The sequence below is a fragment of the Caballeronia sp. AZ1_KS37 genome (genome assembly GCF_023631165.1).
In the GTDB taxonomy this organism is placed as follows: domain Bacteria; phylum Pseudomonadota; class Gammaproteobacteria; order Burkholderiales; family Burkholderiaceae; genus Caballeronia; species Caballeronia zhejiangensis.
This window is the reverse complement of the sequence record NZ_JALQDP010000017.1, coordinates 21,944-38,200: the sequence shown is the minus strand read 5'-3', so window position 1 is coordinate 38,200 and position 16,257 is coordinate 21,944. Positions and strand designations below refer to the sequence as shown.

The window sequence follows — 16,257 nt, the reverse complement described above, 5'->3', positions numbered from 1 at the left end:
ATGCGATCGACGCGCGCTCAGCGCTCGCTCTGATCCATGAACTCCAGCAGCCTGCGCAACGCATGCGCGGCGGCCTGCGTTCGCACTTGTTCGCGGTCGCCCTTGAAATGCTGGGTCTCGATCTGCGTATTCAGACGATTGCTCCATCCGAAGCACACGGTACCGACCGGCTTCGCCTCGCTGCCGCCCGCCGGTCCCGCCACGCCCGTAATCGACACCGAGACCTGCGCGCGGCTGTTGCGCAGCGCGCCTTCGGCCATGGCCTTCGCGACCGGCTCGCTGACCGCGCCGTGCTGTTCGATCAGCGTCGCGGGCACGCCGATCATCTCGATCTTCGCGAGATTCGAATACGTGACGAAGCCGCGCTCGAACCACGCGCTGCTGCCCGAAATATCGGTGATGGCGGTCGCGACCATGCCGCCCGTGCACGACTCGGCGGTGGCGAGCATCAGCCGTTCGGCGTGCAGCTTGTTGCCGACGCGAATCGCAAGTTGGTGAACGACGGTGTCGGTTGGCATGGCGGTGGTCTCGATGGATGGAAAAATCAGACGGTCATGCGCCAGAGCGCGATCACGAGCAGCGTGAAGAACGCCGCGACGAGATCATCGAACATGATGCCGAAACCGCCTTTCAACCGGCGATCGAAATATCGGATGGGCGGCGGTTTCACCATGTCGAAGAAGCGGAACACGACGAACGCCCACAATTGCCCGGTGAAGGTCGCGGGCGTGACGAGCAGCAGCACGAGCCAGAACGCGACGATCTCGTCCCACACGACCGGCGACGGATCGTCGGTGCCCATTTTCTTCGCGGTGAAGCCGGTGAACCAGCATCCGGCGATGAAGCCGGCGACGATCAGCGCGCCCCATTCCGCGACCGTCAGATGCGGATTGAACACGACGAACGACACCCATGCGAATAACGTGCCGACCGTGCCCGGCACGATGGGAGACAGTCCGCTGCCGAAGCCGAGCGAAAGAATATGAAGCGGATGGTCGAGCATGAAGCGCGCGCTCGCCCGGCGCGGCTTGCTGCGCGGCGCGGCCGGGTCGCCCGCTAGCGTGGGGTCAGTCTGCATGGAAATGATCGAAGCCTTGCAACGTCAGGGAGAGCGGGGCGCCCGACGCATCGCGCCAGGCGATTGCGGGCGCACCGGATGACTCGATTGTACCGATGCGCGTCAGCGGCACTTTCACGTCCGTCGCGATCTTGGCGAGCGCGTCGCGGGCATCGACGGGCGCGGTGAAGCAGAGCTCGTAGTCGTCGCCGCCCGCGAGCGTGCATTGTCGGCGCGCGGTTTCGGGCAGCGCGCGCACGGCATCGGAGCACGGCACGGCATCGGCATCGACGACCGCGCGCACGCCCGAACGCTTCAGGATGTGCATGAGATCGCCCGCGAGGCCATCGGAGATATCGAGCGCCGCGTGCGCCACGCCGCGCAACGCCATGCCCAACGCGACGCGCGGTTCCGGGCGCTCCAGCGCGCGCCGCCAGGCGGAAGCCTCCGGCGCGGACCACTCGCCGCGAATCGCGCCGAGGCCCGCGCGCGCGTCGCCCAAGGTGCCGGATACGTAGATGTCGTCGCCGGGACGCGCCGCATCGCGACGCAATGCCGCACCCTGCGGCACGTCGCCGAACACCGTGATGCAGATGTTGAGCGGCCCGCTCGTCGTATCGCCGCCGACGAGCGCGCAATCGTGACGTTCCGCGAGCGCGAAGAGACCGTTGCTGAACGCTTCGAGCCAGGCTTCGTCGGCGCGCGGCAACGCGAGCGCGAGCGTGAACGCGTGCGGCTTCGCGCCCATCGCGGCGAGATCGGACAGGTTCACCGCGAGCGCCTTGTGACCGAGCGCGTACGGATCGACATCGGGAAAGAAGTGGCGTCCTTCGACCAGCATGTCCGTCGAAATGGCGAGCTGATGGCCGGCGGGCGGCGCGATAAGCGCGCAGTCGTCGCCGATGCCGAGCGGCTTCGCGGCCTCCTCGTCATGACGCGGGGAAGGCGCCGTCGCGCGGCGTGCAAAGAAACGGTCGATCAGTGAAAACTCGGAGAGCATGCGTCGGCGCTTGAGGTTGATTGTTGCAATGCACGATGAAAAACACAGCGCGCCGAAACCGGCGCCGCATCTCGAAAACACTCGGCCGATGCCCGCGAAGGCTTGCCGGACGGACCGACCAGACGTTTTCCAGTCATGGCACTTGTAGCCGAAATGCATGGAGCGCGGTCCGAAACCGCGACTGATTGGCGCTACAATGCGTTCGAACTTCCATTCTAATTCCCGCACTGCTAGCCCGCCTTATGACGACTGACGCCAATACCAAGTTGCGCGAAGCTGCGCTCGACTATCACGAATTTCCGGTTCCCGGGAAGATCGCGATCGCCCCCACCAAGCAGATGATCAACCAGCGCGACCTCGCGCTGGCTTACTCGCCGGGCGTCGCGTTCGCGTGTGAAGCGATCGTCGAAGATCCGCTGAACGCCGCGCGCTTCACCGCGCGCAGCAATCTCGTCGGCGTCGTCAGCAATGGCACGGCCGTGCTGGGCCTCGGCAACATCGGGCCGCTCGCATCGAAGCCGGTGATGGAAGGCAAGGCCGTGCTCTTCAAGAAGTTCGCCGGCATCGACGTGTTCGATATCGAGCTGAACGAAAGCGATCCGCACAAGCTCGTCGACGTGATCGCCGCGCTCGAGCCGACTTTCGGCGGCATCAATCTGGAAGACATCAAGGCGCCGGACTGCTTCATCGTCGAACGCGAATGCCGCAAGCGCATGAAAATTCCCGTCTTCCACGACGATCAGCACGGCACGGCCATCGTCGTCGCGGCGGCGATCACGAACGGTCTGAAGGTGGTCGGCAAGAACATCGGCGAAGTGAAGCTGGTCGCGTCGGGCGCGGGCGCGGCGGCGCTGGCGTGCCTGAATCTGCTCGTCGATCTCGGCATGAAGCGCGAGAACATTTTCGTGACGGATCTGGCCGGCGTCGTCTACAAGGGCCGCACCGAGCTGATGGACCCGGACAAGGAGCTCTTCGCGCGCGAAACGAGCGCGCGCACGCTCGCCGAAGTGATCGAAGGCGCGGACGTGTTCCTCGGGCTTTCGGCCGGCGGCGTGCTCAAGCAGGACATGGTCAAGCAGATGGCCGCGAAGCCGCTGATTCTCGCGCTCGCGAATCCGACGCCGGAAATCCTGCCGGAACTCGCGCTCGAAGTGCGCCCGGACGCCGTGCTCGCCACCGGCCGCACGGACTATCCGAATCAGGTCAACAACGTTCTGTGCTTCCCGTTCATCTTCCGCGGCGCGCTCGATGTCGGCGCGACCGTCATCACGAAGGAAATGGAAATCGCTGCGGTGAACGCCATCGCGGAACTGGCGCGTCAGGAGCAGAGCGATATCGTCGCGACGGCTTATGGCATTCAGGATTTGTCGTTCGGCCCGGAATATCTGATTCCGAAGCCTTTCGATCCGCGTCTCATCGTGAAGATCGCGCCGGCCGTCGCGAAGGCGGCGATGGACAGCGGCGTGGCGACGCGTCCGATCGAGGACATGGAAGCGTACGAGCAGCATCTGCAGCAGTTCGTCTATCACAGCGGCACGACGATGAAGCCCGTGTTCCAGCTCGCGCGCAGCGTCGAGCCGGAGAAGAAGCGCATCGTGTTCGCGGAGGGCGAGGAAGAGCGCGTGCTGCGCGCGGTGCAGATCGCCGTCGATGAAAAGATCGCGAAGCCGATTCTCATCGGCCGTCCGGCGGTCATCCAGCAACGCATCCAGAAATTCGGCCTGCGTCTCGCGCCGGGCGTCGATTTCTCCGTGGTCGATACGGACCACGACGAGCGCTATCGCGATTTCTGGCAGACGTACGCGAAGATGATGGCGCGCAAAGGCATCAGCCAGCAGATGGCAAAGCTCGAAATGCGCCGCCGCACGACGCTGATCGGCGCGATGCTCGTGCAGAAGGGCGAAGCCGACGGCATGATCTGCGGCACGGTGAGCACGACGCATCGTCATCTGCACTTCATCGATCAGGTGATCGGAAAGAAGGAAGGCGCGAACGTGTACGCGGCAATGAACGCGCTCGTGCTGCCGGGGCGTCAGATTTTCATCGTCGATACGCACGTGAACGTCGATCCGACGCCCGAGCAGCTCGCCGAAATCACGATGCTCGCGGCGGAAGAAGTGAAGCGCTTCGGCATCGTGCCGAAGATCGCGCTCCTGTCGCATTCGAACTTCGGCACGAGCAATGCGCCGACCGCGCAGAAGATGCGCGACGTGCTCGCGATCCTCAAGGAACGCGCGCCCGATCTCGACGTCGACGGCGAAATGCACGGCGACGTGGCGCTCGATGCGCGTCTGCGCAAGGAAGTGCTGCCCGAATCGACGCTCGAAGGCGACGCGAACCTGCTGATCCTGCCGAACATCGACGCGGCGAACATCTCGTACAACCTGCTGAAGACGGCGGCGGGAAGCGGCATCGCGATCGGGCCGATCCTGCTCGGCGCGGCGAAGCCGGTTCACGTGCTCACTTCATCGGCGACGGTGCGGCGAATCGTCAACATGACGGCATTGCTGGTGGCGGATGCATCGGCGGCGCGCTGATCGCGGCTTGCTTTGATCAAGAACGCGGCGGGCTTTCCCGCCGCTTTTTTTGCGCAAAAAAAAGCGTGCCGTGGACACACGGCACGCCGCGAAAAAAGCAAAGGAGTGTTTGCTTTACACGCAAAAAGCGGGATCGAACGGCAAGCGCGATGCCGCGAAACTGGCGACGAGTGAGGCGGCTCGTCCAACGCTTCAGATCCCACGAGCAAATTATTATCCTGACTGGGATAAAAATCTCTCAGATTTCGGCTAATTCTTCGGATGATTACGTCATCAGAATTTGCGGGATCGGTCCAAACTGCGAAAAAATTTCCGATTTTCGGGCGAACGTTGCTTCGCCCTGTCATTAGCGATACCCTTACATCTTTCATGGTCGTGAATTCTGGTGTAACGCGAGGACAACCGTTTGGTGACACGCGCGAGGGCTCTTTCGTTTTTCGTCGCCTTGAGCGTCCTGTTGGGCGCGTGCGGCAAGGATGAACCTCGAAGCGGCGTTCAGGAAACGGTTGCTTCGGCGAGTCCGGCGCCCGTCTCGCCGGCCGAACCGGTCCGTGAAGCGCAGGTGCGGCAACCGCAAGCGACCGGCGAGCAGGAGCGCGACGGGCTGGCCACCGTCTACATTGCGCAGTTGCCCAAGCAGGCGGTCGCAACCTTGCGGCTGATCGAAGCGGGCGGCCCTTTCCCTTTCGAGAAGGACGGCGTCGTGTTCGGCAATCGCGAGCGTTTGCTTCCGCGGCATCCACGCGGCTACTACCACGAATACACCGTTCCCACGCCTCGCGCGCGGGATCGCGGCGCGCGCCGGATCGTGTGTGGCGGTCCGAAGAAGAAGCTCGACGATTGCTACTACACGGACGACCACTACGCCAGTTTCAAACGCATTGCGGATCAACTACGGGATTAACGGCATGAGCGACAACATCTACGCGCACGACCACAGCGTCGCGGGTGATCTTTTCGCCACCGGCGATGGCAACCTGTTCCAGCGAGTATTGCGGCTACGCATGACAGAACACGACAACAGACCCGACGACGAGACCAGGCCCGAGGAGCTCCATCCGCAAGAGGATTCGGAATCGCTGTTCGCAACCGTGCGGCCGAACATCGTGCAGTCGATTCGCGCGTTCCGGGTGCAGGATCTCGCGGACGAAGCGAACCGCCTCGGCCAGCATTTCCTGTACGCGTATCTCGGCCATGCGCAGAGCAAACAGGAAGTGCTCGAGACTATCGCTCTTTCGTTTCTCTTTCCCAAACACTTCGGCAAGAACTACGACGCGCTTTACGATTCGCTCACCGATCTCGTTCACAAGGCGGGCTCGCAACCGGGTTTCGTGATCGTGCTGGAACAACTGCCGATCGCGCAGAAGTTCGACAAGGAAGGCCGCGAAGTGCTGCTGGACGTATTCCGCGACGCGGCGGAATTCTGGGCGGAAAGGAAAGTGGCTTTCCGCGTGTTCTATTCGTTCGTCTGAGCATTCGAACCAAGGCCGGCGCAAAGCAGGAAAATAGCCCGATGGGTTTCCATCGGGCTATTTTTTTACCAGCCGCCCCAGCGCGCGGCCAGCGCCGCCAACACCGCCATGCCCGCCGTCTCCGTGCGCAGCACGCGCGGGCCGAGCCCGAGCGTGGAAAAACCCGCATCGACGATCGCGGTTTCTTCCGCGGGCGAAAAACCCGCTTCCGGACCGATCAGCAAAGTGACGGGACTCGCCGGCGGATCGACGGGCAACGATGCAAAGCTGACTTCGGCGCGCGGCGAGAGAAGGAGGCGCAGTTCGCCGTCGATGGCGGCGGGCAGGTCGGCGAGCCAGGCGCCGAGATCGCGCGGCGGCGCAACCTCGGGCACGCGATTGCGCCCGCATTGCTCGCACGCCGCGCGCGTGAGCGCCTGCCAGTGCGCCTGGCGACGCAATGCGCGCTCGCCGGCGAGACGCACGACGCCGCGCTCGGCCGTGATCGGCGCAATGCCCGAGACGCCGAGTTCCACCGCCTTCTCGATGAGCCAGTCCATCTTGTCGCCGCCCGCCACGCCTTGTGCGAGCGTCACGCGATACGGCGGCTCGGCCTCGCGATCGCTGTGTTCGTCGATGCGCGCGGTCGCCGCGCGTTTGGCGATATCGACGAGCTCGCCGCGATATTCGCCGCCGCGGCCATCGAAGAGTGTGATTGCATCGCCCGTTTGCAGACGCAGGACGTGCACATGACGCACGACGTCATCCGGAAGGGCGAAGGTTTGGCCTGCGCAGAGCGGGCCGTCGACATGAAAACGTGGCATGAATGATTGATCGCGGACTCGGCCGTCCGCGGATAGTGAGAATGCCTGCGCGCTCAGCGCAGATGCCGCGCGATCGCCCAGCGATAGCCGTCCGGATCTTCGATCTGCGCGAAGCGGTCGCCCCAGAACTGGTCCTGCGGCTCGATGAGCGCCTTCGCGCCGACTGCGAGCGCCTGATGGAACGTGGCGTCGACGTCATCGACGTATAAATAGAAGGACTGCGGCGCCATTTGCCCCGCGCTCTTCGGCGTGCGCGCCTGCGAACCGTACGCGCCTTCGGGCGCGAACATCACGATCAACTGCCCGCGATACGTCATCTCGACATGGATGACCGTGCCGTCGTCGTTGACGCTGTCGCGCACCGCGAAGCCTAGCGCTTTTTCATAAAACGCAATGCTCACGCGTGCGTCGCGCACGGTGAGATACGGAGTCAGCCAGGGCACGTCGGCGGGGCGAGGGTCGGTCATCGAAAGCACTCCTTGAAGCCTTGCTGCTGCACATTGGGAAACATTTTGCCATGAAGACGTACGATCAATGGACCGGCAAGGAACCTGCGCGATACGCCGCGCGCCGGACGGATTTCGCCAGATGAACGTCCGTTGACCGCGCGCGTTACCGTGTAAGGTCACGGATTGTCATGCCGCCGTGACAGTGCGGCGACGCGTGAATTGCACGGAACATGCCCGCGCCCGGGACGTCCGGACGCACCGGATTTGCGCCCTTACAGACGCGTGTCAATCGGACCGGTCTGTTAGAATGATGGGCTTCCGATCCTCGTCGTTTCTCGTCGTTTCCAAGTCGTTCCGGTCCTGAAAACGTGGTGTGTGCGGGTCCGGCCCGAGTGAGAAGTACTGCAAGAGAAGCACCGCGGATCATTTCAGCACCTGCCCAGACTCGACATGACGATCCCGACCTCCAGCCAGACCGCCCTCATGGCCAACGCAATCCGCGCGCTCGCCATGGACGCCGTTCAACAAGCCAACTCCGGCCATCCCGGCATGCCGATGGGCATGGCGGAAATCGGCGTCGCGCTGTGGTCGCGCCATCTGAAGCACAATCCCGCGAATCCGCACTGGTTCGATCGCGACCGTTTCGTGTTGTCGAACGGTCACGGCTCGATGTTGCTGTATTCGCTGCTGCACCTCACCGGCTACGACCTGCCGATGAGCGAGCTCAAGAACTTCCGTCAACTGCATTCGAAGACGCCGGGCCATCCGGAATACGGCATCACGGCCGGCGTCGAGACGACCACGGGCCCGCTCGGCCAGGGCGTCGGCAATGCGGTCGGCATGGCGCTCGCCGAGGCGCTGCTCGCCGCCGAATTCAACAAGGCTGACGCGAAGATCGTCGATCACTACACGTACGTGTTCCTTGGCGACGGCTGCCTGATGGAAGGCATTTCGCACGAAGCGTGCTCGCTCGCGGGCACGCTCAAGCTCAACAAGCTGATCGCGCTGTACGACGACAACGGCATTTCCATCGACGGCCACGTCGAGCACTGGTTCCACGACGACACGCCGAAGCGCTTCGAAGCGTATGGCTGGAACGTGATCCGCGCCGTGGACGGCCACAACGTCGATGCAGTCGATGCCGCTATCGCCGCCGCGAAGAAGTCGGACAAGCCGACGCTGATCTGCTGCCGCACGGTCATCGGCAAGGGAGCGCCGACGAAGGCGGGCGGTCACGACGCGCACGGCGCGCCGCTCGGCGACAAGGAAATCGCGGCGACGCGCGCGGCGATCGGCTGGAACTACGGTCCGTTCGAAATTCCGCAGGAAGTGTATGCGGCGTGGGACGCGAAGGAACAAGGCACGCACGCCGAAGCGGAATGGAACAAGGCGTTCGACGCCTATCGCGCGAAGTACGCGTCGGAAGCGAGCGAATTCACGCGCCGCATGAGCGGCGAGCTGCCGGCGAACTGGGCCGAAGCTGCCGCGAAGATCATCGAGGACGCGAATCAGAAGGCCGAAACCATCGCGACGCGCAAGGCCTCGCAGAACGCCATCGAAGGGCTGGCCGCGGCACTGCCGGAACTGCTCGGCGGCTCGGCCGACCTGACCGGCTCGAACCTCACCAACTGGAAGGCTTCCAAAGCCGTTCGCGCCGCAGGCGACGCCGAAAACGCGAATCCGGAACACGCGGGCATCCAGTGGGGCAATCACATCAACTACGGCGTGCGCGAGTTCGGCATGTCGGCTGCGATCAACGGCATCGCGCTGCATGGCGGCTATCGTCCGTTCGGCGGCACGTTCCTGACGTTCTCGGACTACAGCCGCAACGCGCTGCGCGTCGCCGCGCTGATGAAGTCGCGCTCGATCTTCGTCTTCACGCACGATTCCATCGGTCTCGGCGAAGACGGTCCGACGCATCAGTCGATCGAACATGTGTCGAGCCTGCGCCTGATCCCGAATCTGCAGACGTGGCGTCCGGCCGATACGGTCGAAACGGCGGTCGCGTGGACGCATTCGATCGCGCACAACGGCCCGTCGACGCTGATTTTCAGCCGCCAGAATCTGCAATTCTCGCCGCGCAACGACATTCAGATCGCCAACATCGCGAAGGGCGGCTACGTGCTGCGCGACTGGAACGACGATATCCCCGCGCGCAAGATCATCCTCATCGCGACGGGCTCGGAAGTGCAGCTCGCGATGCAAGCCGTCGAGGCGCTGGCGAAGGAAGGCATCGGCGCGCGCGTCGTGTCGATGCCGTGCACGAACGTCTTCGACAAGCAGGACGCCGAGTATCGTGAGCGCGTGCTGCCGAAGGGCGTGGCGCGCGTGGCGATCGAAGCGGGCGTGACGGATTTCTGGCGCAAGTATGTGGGCCTCGAAGGCGGCGTGGTCGGCATCGACACGTTCGGCGAGTCGGCTCCGGCGGGCGCGCTGTTCAAGCATTTCGGCTTCACGGTGGAGCATGTTGTCGCGACGGCGAAGGCCGTCCTCGCCGCGCAGTAAAATTCGCGGTCAGCGAAGCAGGTTTTTTTAAGCCAAGGAGATAGACCATGACGATTCGCGTTGCAATCAACGGCTATGGCCGTATCGGCCGCAACACGCTGCGCGCCCTCTATGAAAACGGCAAGAAGCACGACATCGAGATCGTCGCCATCAACGACCTCGGCGATGCCAAGACCAACGCGCACCTGACGCAGTACGACACGGCGCACGGCAAGTTCCCGGGCGAAGTGTCGGTGGACGGCGATTACCTCGTCGTCAACGGCGACAAGATCCGCGTTCTGGCGAACCGCAACCCGGCCGAACTGCCGTGGGGCGAGCTGAAGGTCGACGTGGTGATGGAGTGCACCGGCTTCTTCACGACGAAGGAAAAGGCGAGCGCGCACATCAAGGGCGGCGCGAAGAAGGTCATCATCTCGGCGCCGGGCGGCAAGGACGTCGACGCGACCATCGTGTACGGCGTGAATCACAACGTGCTGAAGGCGTCGGACACGGTCATCTCGAACGCATCGTGCACGACGAACTGCCTCGCGCCGCTCGTCAAGCCGTTGAACGACAAGATCGGCCTGGTGAACGGTCTGATGACCACGATCCACGCGTACACGAACGACCAGGTTCTGACGGACGTGTACCACGAAGACCTGCGCCGCGCGCGCTCGGCCACGCACAGCCAGATCCCGACGAAGACGGGCGCTGCTTCGGCCGTCGGCCTCGTGCTGCCCGAGCTGAACGGCAAGCTGGATGGCTACGCGATCCGCGTCCCGACGATCAACGTGTCGGTCGTCGATCTGTCGTTCATCGCCGCGCGCGATACGACGGTCGAAGAGATCAACAAGATCATGAAGGAAGCGTCGGAAGGCGAACTGAAGGGCGTGCTCGGCTACAACGATGCGCCGCTGGTCTCGATCGACTACAACCACAACCCGGCTTCGTCGACGTTCGATTCGACGCTCACCAAGGTGTCGGGCCGTCTCGTGAAGGTGTCGAGCTGGTACGACAACGAATGGGGCTTCTCGAACCGCATGCTGGATACGGCGGTCGCCCTCGCGAACGCGAAGTAAGTTTCAGCCTGCTGAAACGACAAAGCCGCTCTTCGGAGCGGCTTTTTTTCGCCTCAAGCTTTGCTCGGAACGGGAAAATGCACGCCCGCACGCTGCGCCGCGTTGACGATGTGACCTTCGATCGCGCGGCCGGCCTTCTCGCCGTCGCGCGCCTTCAGAGCCTCGATGATGACCGCGTGTTCGTGATACGTCGATAACACCAGTTCGCGCCGATAGAACGGCAGCCGCTGGCTCTCCTTCATGATGTCGGCGCTGCCGCGCAGGATCGATTCGATCGCCGCATTGCCCGCGAGACTCACGATACGCATGTGAAACGCGAAGTCGAGTTGCGCGGCTTCTTCCAGCGCCGATTCGGTCAACGCGGCGTGCAGCGAGTCGAGATTGTCGTCGAGCCAGTCGATGTCCGCGTCGCCGATCGAATGCGCCGCGAGCCGCGCGACGAATCCCTCCAGCGCGAAGCGCATCTGATAGGTGTCGGGCAACGACGCCTGATCGGCGAAGCGCCACGGATGTGCGTTGCTTGCCTGCGCACTGCTGACATACACGCCTTTGCCGGGCCGGATGTGCAGCATGCCGAGCGCTTCGAGCGTCGAGAGCGCCTCGCGTAGCGACGCCCGGCTGATCGCCAATTCTTCCGATAGCTGCCGCTGCGCCGGAAGCAGACTCCCGACCGGATACATGCTCGATTCGATGCGCTCGCGAATGGTCGCGATGGCGGCGTCGGTCACGGTATGCGGGACGTTTTTCATAGGAAGAAAACTGAATTGGCCGGTCTGACCGCCATTGTATGCGCGTGCCGTGCGCGCGTGTGAACGACCGTGTCGCGGCCATTTCCGTACCCGGCCGGAACAGGGTAAACCGCTACCAATGCTTCCTTGACGGCTCTATATCGGCTTTCTAATATTCCCCATCACAGCACTGGTCCGACCAGTCGGAACAGTTGCTCATGGTCCCGAGACATTACACGAGGAGACGGTCGTGTCGAGATTTCTGAATTCGCTGTTCGGCAGGGTGATGATCGCGCTGGTCATCGGCGTGGTGGTCGGCGCGCTGTTTCCGCATTTCGGCCAGTCGTTGCGGCCTTTGGGCGACGGTTTCCTGAAGCTCATCAAGATGGTGATCGGGCCGATCGTGTTCTGCGTCGTCGTGAGCGGCATGGCGAGCGCGGGCGATCTGAAGAAAGTGGGACGCGTCGGGCTGAAGGCGGTCGTCTACTTCGAGATCATGACGACGCTCGCACTTGTCATCGGCGCGCTGCTCGCATGGTTCACGCGGCCGGGCGTCGGCATGAACATCGATCTGCATTCGCTCAATGCCGCGTCGCTCGCGACCTACACGGAGCACGCAAAAAGCCTGAAGGACACCGCGGGCTTCCTGTTGAAGATCATCCCCGACACCGCGATCGACGCTTTCGCCAAAGGCGACATCCTGCAAGTGCTCGTGTTCGCGATCCTGTTCGGCTCGGCGCTCTCGATGCTCGGCGAAAAGGCACAGCGCGTGACGGTTTTCATCGACGAGCTGTCGCATGTGTTTTTCCGCATCATGGCGTTCATCATCAAGCTCGCGCCGCTCGGCGTGTTCGGCGCGATCGCCTTCACGACCGGCCAGTACGGCGTCGCGTCGCTCAAGCAGCTCGGCCTGCTCGTGATTGTGTTCTACGCGAGCTGCTTCCTGTTCGTGTTCGTCGTGCTGGGTATCGTGATGCGCCTCGCGGGCTTCTCGATCTTCAAGCTCGTGCGCTATCTGCGCGAGGAATTGTCGATCGTGCTCGGCACCGCGTCGTCGGATGCCGTGCTGCCGCAGATCATGCGCAAGCTCGAATGGATGGGCGTGAAGGATTCGACCGTCGGTCTCGTGATTCCGACCGGCTACTCGTTCAACCTCGACGGCTTCTCGATCTATCTCACGCTCGCGGTGATCTTCATCGCGCAGGCGACCAACACGCCGCTGTCGATGCATGACCTGATCGTCGTCGTGCTCGTGTCGCTGGTGACGTCGAAGGGCGCGCACGGCATTCCCGGCTCCGCCATCGTGATTCTTGCCGCGACGCTCTCCGCCATTCCCGCCATTCCCGTGCTCGGCCTCGTGCTGATCCTGCCGGTCGACTGGTTCGTCGGCATCGCGCGCGCGGTGACGAATCTGATCGGCAACTGCGTCGCGACGGTGGTCGTCGGCGTCTGGGAGAACGACATCGACCGGGCGCGCGCCAAACGCGTGCTCGATCAGGACGCCGAGTATCGCTTCGTGCCCGCCGCGCCGCAATCGGAGCAAGGCGCGCACGGCAACGAACACGCACACGCGATCTGACTCGACGCAACCCGGGCATTGAAATGACCGACTGTCGCGACACGCACATCGCGGAATCGCGCATCTTCGGAGGAATCGAATGAAAACATTGACGCTCGAACCGCTCACGCGCGAAGCCTTCGCCCCGTTCGGCGATGTCATCGAACTCGAAGGCGCGCGTCATTTCCCGATCAACGCGGGCACGACGGAGCGCTTTCACGATCTCGCGAACGTGGAAGTCGGCTTCGAAAGCGGAGGGCGGCCGCTTATCAACGTGTTTCGCGGCCAGCCGCGCCCGCAGCCGGTCGTGGTTTCGATGATGGAGCGCCATCCGCTCGGCAGTCAGGCTTTCGTGCCGCTCGCGGACGTGCGCTATCTCGTGGTCGTCGCGCCTGCGGGCGAGTTCGATGCGGCTGGTCTGCGGGCCTTTTACGCGCGCGGCTGGCAGGGCGTGAACTATGCGCGCGGCGTGTGGCATCACCCGCTGATCGTGCTCGACGAGCCGGGCGATTTCATCGTCGTCGATCGCGGCGGCGACTTGCCGAATTGCGACGAAATCGACCTGCCCGAACGTTACGCGCTGATCGAAGCGGCCGCGCGCGCAGCTTGATACAACATGCGGTAATCGAAATGCAATTGCGAATCGATCGCATGCGCATAACATGAAACGTACGGGCGAAACGAAACCGCCGTCCATCGCGAGATGAACGGCGGTTTTTCATCCGCGCGCCCAAGAGCGGCGCGCGAAGCTCAATGCTTGCGGTGCGGGCAGTTTTCCTTCGTGCATGCGCCGTACAGCGCGAGCGCATGCTCGTGGAGCTTGAAACCGCGTTCCTTCGCGATCGATTGCTGACGGCGTTCGATCTCCGCATCGAAAAACTCTTCGACGCGGCCGCAGTCGATGCACACGAGGTGATCGTGGTGCGATCCCTCGTTGAGCTCGAAGACGGCCTTGCCCGATTCGAAATTGCTTCGCGACAGCAGGCCGGCTTGCTCGAACTGCGTGAGCACGCGATAAACCGTCGCAAGACCGATATCGAGCTCTTCGTTGAGCAGGCTTCGATACACGTCTTCAGCGGTCAGATGGCGCACCGGACTGTGCTGGAAAATTTCGAGAATCTTGAGGCGGGGCAGGGTCGCCTTGAGCCCGATATTCTTGAGATCGGCGGGATTGGTCATGGCTAGGCATCCCTAGAGTACAATTCAAGGTTGTCATAGTAATGCGTTTTGCCAAATCCTGACATCCCAAGCGGCGTCAAGGCGTCAAGGTGAATTAGCTAATGAGGGCCGAAATGAGTGCGGCCTTGAAGCGCCTCGCGTGAAAGGTGAAATGTTTTCCAAATATTTATCGAATTGCAGGGAGAGCCGTCGCATGCGGGGAACCGTAATAGCAGCAACCTTGGCCGCATTGCTCGCCGGCTGCTCGACGTACGACAGCGTCACGCAGAAGATCGCGCAAAGCATCACGCCGTACCGGATCACGGTTGTGCAAGGCAATTTCGTTTCGGCGGAAGCCGCGGCGCAGATGCAGGTCGGCATGTCGCGTGATCAGGTGAAGCAACTCCTCGGCACGCCGCTTCTGACGGACATGTTCCACGCCGATCGCTGGGACTACGTGTTCTATTTCAAGCGTGGGTCGACATCCGTCGTTCAGCAGCGTGACTTCGTCGTCAACTTCGCGAGCGATCGCGTCGTGAGCTGGTCGGGCGGCGAGAATCTGCCGTCGAACCTCGAGCTGCTCGCCGAAATCGACGGCGACAAGGGCGTCAAGGTCGCGAAGCCTGCGACGCCGGCGGCGGCATCCGCGCCGGTGGCGTCGACCGCGGCGGTGACAGCGCCGGTCGGCGAGCCGTCGACGCAACCGAATACGGCAGCGGCATTTGCCGGCGATGCGAACCAGGAAGCCGCGCAGGCCGCGAACCGCGCAACGGCGCAAGTCGAAATGCCGACGGGGCGTCAGCGCTCCTCGGCGTTCAGCAGCGCGCCGACGAGCTCGGGCGGCGCGCCGGGTTCCACCAACAGTTCCGGCAGCAACTCGCAGATTCAGCTGCAGCGCCGCCCGCAGACGATCAACATTCCGGACAGCAGCGCGGTCGGTCCGGCGGGTTCGTCGCCGGCTCCGGCCAACGCAAGCGGCCAGGCGCAGTTCTATCTGCCGCAGCAAAGCCAGTAAGCAGTTCAGCCGCTCGAGGACGAAGCCGCGCCATGCGTCGACGCGGCGCCGCTTCATCCGCACAGCCCATTCGCATCATCCGTCGCGCGTGCCGCGCGCGATTCAACACGAGACTGCCATGAAGATCGCCATTGCCGGCGCGTCGGGCCGCATGGGCCGGATGCTGATCGAAACCGTCCTCAACGAGCCCGAAGCGCAACTCGCCGGCGCCCTCGACCGCCCCGGCGCGCCGCAGCTCGGACAGGACGCGGGCGCGTTCCTCGGCAAGACCACGGGCGTGTTGCTGACGGACGACATCGAGCGCGTGTTCGCCGACGCCGACGCCCTCATCGACTTCACGCGTCCCGAAGGCACGATGGCGCATCTGGAAGCGGCGCTGCGGCACAACGTGAAGATGATCGTCGGCACGACCGGCTTTTCGGACGAGCAAAAGGCGCAACTGAAGCAGGCGGGCGAGAAGATCGGCGTCGTGTTCGCGCCGAACATGAGCGTCGGCGTGAACGTCACGTTGAAGCTGCTCGAATTCGCCGCGAAGCATTTCGCGACCGGCTACGACATCGAGATCATCGAGGCGCACCATCGTCATAAGGTGGATGCGCCGTCGGGCACCGCGCTCGGCATGGGCGAAGTGATCGCCAAGGCGCTCGGCCGCGATCTGAAGGACTGCGCCGTGTACGCGCGCGAAGGCGTGACCGGCGAGCGCGATCCGTCGACGATCGGCTTTTCCGCGATTCGCGGCGGCGATATCGTCGGCGATCACACGGTGCTCTTCGCGGGCATCGGCGAGCGCATCGAAATCACGCACAAGTCGGCGAGCCGTCTGTCGTACGCGCAGGGCGCGCTGCGCGCCGCGCGTTTCCTCGAAGGGCACGACAAGGGCTTCTTCGACATGCAGGACGTACTCGGCCTGCGCTGAT

At 63.4% G+C, this 16,257-nt stretch carries 16 protein-coding genes; 9 read left to right on the top strand and 7 right to left on the bottom strand.

Going from position 1 to position 16,257, the window contains the following annotated elements:
- Positions 1–17 precede the first annotated feature (17 nt).
- From NCS00_RS11955 to thiL, 3 genes are read right to left on the bottom strand one after another with little or no spacing between them, the layout of a single operon-like run.
- Positions 18–518: a CinA family protein gene (locus tag NCS00_RS11955; RefSeq protein ID WP_008342881.1), complete on the bottom strand. Its 501-nt coding sequence runs from the start codon at positions 516–518 to the stop codon at positions 18–20.
- 26 nt (positions 519–544) lie between these two features.
- The gene (locus NCS00_RS11950) at positions 545–1,078 is read right to left on the bottom strand and encodes a phosphatidylglycerophosphatase A family protein (protein ID WP_239295150.1); all 534 of its coding nucleotides are present in this window, start codon (positions 1,076–1,078) and stop codon (positions 545–547) included.
- Positions 1,068–2,057, bottom strand: coding sequence for a thiamine-phosphate kinase (gene thiL, locus NCS00_RS11945; protein WP_250440190.1), 990 nt, complete (start codon positions 2,055–2,057; stop codon positions 1,068–1,070). Before thiL ends, NCS00_RS11950 begins: the two co-directional genes overlap by 11 nt.
- Before the next feature lie 242 nt (positions 2,058–2,299).
- Between thiL and NCS00_RS11940 the strand changes: the two genes are divergently transcribed.
- The 3 genes from NCS00_RS11940 (at position 2,300) to NCS00_RS11930 (ending at position 6,066) form a co-directional block, all read left to right on the top strand.
- Complete coding sequence (locus NCS00_RS11940) at positions 2,300–4,594, top strand: NADP-dependent malic enzyme (RefSeq protein ID WP_008342878.1); 2,295 nt, start codon at positions 2,300–2,302, stop codon at positions 4,592–4,594.
- Positions 4,595–5,003: 409 nt separating this feature from the next.
- A complete protein-coding gene (locus tag NCS00_RS11935; RefSeq protein ID WP_250440188.1) occupies positions 5,004–5,498 on the top strand; it encodes a guanyl-specific ribonuclease in 495 nt (164 codons plus the stop codon).
- Positions 5,499–5,502: 4 nt separating this feature from the next.
- Positions 5,503–6,066 carry a barstar family protein gene (locus NCS00_RS11930; RefSeq protein ID WP_008342876.1) on the top strand — a complete coding sequence of 188 codons (564 nt, stop codon included), beginning with the start codon at positions 5,503–5,505 and terminating at the stop codon, positions 6,064–6,066.
- Positions 6,067–6,131: 65 nt separating this feature from the next.
- Here NCS00_RS11930 and NCS00_RS11925 read toward each other — a convergent pair whose 3' ends face one another.
- The gene (locus NCS00_RS11925) at positions 6,132–6,869 is read right to left on the bottom strand and encodes a 16S rRNA (uracil(1498)-N(3))-methyltransferase (RefSeq protein WP_250440187.1); all 738 of its coding nucleotides are present in this window, start codon (positions 6,867–6,869) and stop codon (positions 6,132–6,134) included.
- A gap of 53 nt (positions 6,870–6,922) precedes the next feature.
- The gene (locus tag NCS00_RS11920) at positions 6,923–7,336 is read right to left on the bottom strand and encodes a VOC family protein (protein ID WP_008342874.1); all 414 of its coding nucleotides are present in this window, start codon (positions 7,334–7,336) and stop codon (positions 6,923–6,925) included.
- A 432-nt stretch (positions 7,337–7,768) separates the two neighbouring features.
- Between NCS00_RS11920 and tkt the strand changes: the two genes are divergently transcribed.
- Together tkt and gap are read left to right on the top strand one after the other, a co-directional pair.
- Entirely contained in the window at positions 7,769–9,823 is a 2,055-nt protein-coding gene (gene tkt / locus NCS00_RS11915) for a transketolase (RefSeq protein ID WP_239295147.1), read from the top strand.
- Between the two features lie 47 nt (positions 9,824–9,870).
- Positions 9,871–10,881 (top strand): type I glyceraldehyde-3-phosphate dehydrogenase, encoded by a 1,011-nt coding sequence (gene gap, locus NCS00_RS11910; protein ID WP_008342872.1) that lies wholly within the window; start codon positions 9,871–9,873, stop codon positions 10,879–10,881.
- Between the two features lie 53 nt (positions 10,882–10,934).
- Here gap and NCS00_RS11905 read toward each other — a convergent pair whose 3' ends face one another.
- Positions 10,935–11,630 (bottom strand): FadR/GntR family transcriptional regulator, encoded by a 696-nt coding sequence (locus NCS00_RS11905; protein WP_034471690.1) that lies wholly within the window; start codon positions 11,628–11,630, stop codon positions 10,935–10,937.
- Positions 11,631–11,859: 229 nt separating this feature from the next.
- Between NCS00_RS11905 and NCS00_RS11900 the strand changes: the two genes are divergently transcribed.
- Together NCS00_RS11900 and NCS00_RS11895 are read left to right on the top strand one after the other, a co-directional pair.
- A complete protein-coding gene (locus tag NCS00_RS11900) occupies positions 11,860–13,188 on the top strand; it encodes a C4-dicarboxylate transporter DctA (protein WP_250440186.1) in 1,329 nt (442 codons plus the stop codon).
- Positions 13,189–13,267: 79 nt separating this feature from the next.
- Positions 13,268–13,777, top strand: coding sequence for an ureidoglycolate lyase (locus NCS00_RS11895; RefSeq protein WP_008342867.1), 510 nt, complete (start codon positions 13,268–13,270; stop codon positions 13,775–13,777).
- 140 nt (positions 13,778–13,917) lie between these two features.
- Here NCS00_RS11895 and fur read toward each other — a convergent pair whose 3' ends face one another.
- Entirely contained in the window at positions 13,918–14,346 is a 429-nt protein-coding gene (gene fur / locus NCS00_RS11890; protein WP_008342866.1) for a ferric iron uptake transcriptional regulator, read from the bottom strand.
- A 193-nt stretch (positions 14,347–14,539) separates the two neighbouring features.
- Between fur and NCS00_RS11885 the strand changes: the two genes are divergently transcribed.
- Entirely contained in the window at positions 14,540–15,340 is an 801-nt protein-coding gene (locus tag NCS00_RS11885) for an outer membrane protein assembly factor BamE (RefSeq protein ID WP_033537302.1), read from the top strand.
- Between the two features lie 118 nt (positions 15,341–15,458).
- Positions 15,459–16,256 carry a 4-hydroxy-tetrahydrodipicolinate reductase gene (gene dapB / locus NCS00_RS11880; RefSeq protein WP_008342862.1) on the top strand — a complete coding sequence of 266 codons (798 nt, stop codon included), beginning with the start codon at positions 15,459–15,461 and terminating at the stop codon, positions 16,254–16,256.
- Position 16,257 lies beyond the last annotated feature (1 nt).

What these genes read in the sequence shown, in the direction of transcription:
- NCS00_RS11955 (WP_008342881.1), bottom strand. Translation starts at nt 518, where the DNA reads ATGCCAACCGACACCGTCGTTCACCAACTTGCGATTCGCGTCGGCAAC.
- NCS00_RS11950 (WP_239295150.1), bottom strand. Translation starts at nt 1,078, where the DNA reads ATGCAGACTGACCCCACGCTAGCGGGCGACCCGGCCGCGCCGCGCAGC.
- thiL (WP_250440190.1), bottom strand. Translation starts at nt 2,057, where the DNA reads ATGCTCTCCGAGTTTTCACTGATCGACCGTTTCTTTGCACGCCGCGCG.
- NCS00_RS11940 (WP_008342878.1), top strand. Translation starts at nt 2,300, where the DNA reads ATGACGACTGACGCCAATACCAAGTTGCGCGAAGCTGCGCTCGACTAT.
- NCS00_RS11930 (WP_008342876.1), top strand. Translation starts at nt 5,503, where the DNA reads ATGAGCGACAACATCTACGCGCACGACCACAGCGTCGCGGGTGATCTT.
- NCS00_RS11925 (WP_250440187.1), bottom strand. Translation starts at nt 6,869, where the DNA reads ATGCCACGTTTTCATGTCGACGGCCCGCTCTGCGCAGGCCAAACCTTC.
- NCS00_RS11920 (WP_008342874.1), bottom strand. Translation starts at nt 7,336, where the DNA reads ATGACCGACCCTCGCCCCGCCGACGTGCCCTGGCTGACTCCGTATCTC.
- tkt (WP_239295147.1), top strand. Translation starts at nt 7,769, where the DNA reads ATGACGATCCCGACCTCCAGCCAGACCGCCCTCATGGCCAACGCAATC.
- gap (WP_008342872.1), top strand. Translation starts at nt 9,871, where the DNA reads ATGACGATTCGCGTTGCAATCAACGGCTATGGCCGTATCGGCCGCAAC.
- NCS00_RS11905 (WP_034471690.1), bottom strand. Translation starts at nt 11,630, where the DNA reads ATGAAAAACGTCCCGCATACCGTGACCGACGCCGCCATCGCGACCATT.
- NCS00_RS11895 (WP_008342867.1), top strand. Translation starts at nt 13,268, where the DNA reads ATGAAAACATTGACGCTCGAACCGCTCACGCGCGAAGCCTTCGCCCCG.
- fur (WP_008342866.1), bottom strand. Translation starts at nt 14,346, where the DNA reads ATGACCAATCCCGCCGATCTCAAGAATATCGGGCTCAAGGCGACCCTG.
- NCS00_RS11885 (WP_033537302.1), top strand. Translation starts at nt 14,540, where the DNA reads ATGCGGGGAACCGTAATAGCAGCAACCTTGGCCGCATTGCTCGCCGGC.
- dapB (WP_008342862.1), top strand. Translation starts at nt 15,459, where the DNA reads ATGAAGATCGCCATTGCCGGCGCGTCGGGCCGCATGGGCCGGATGCTG.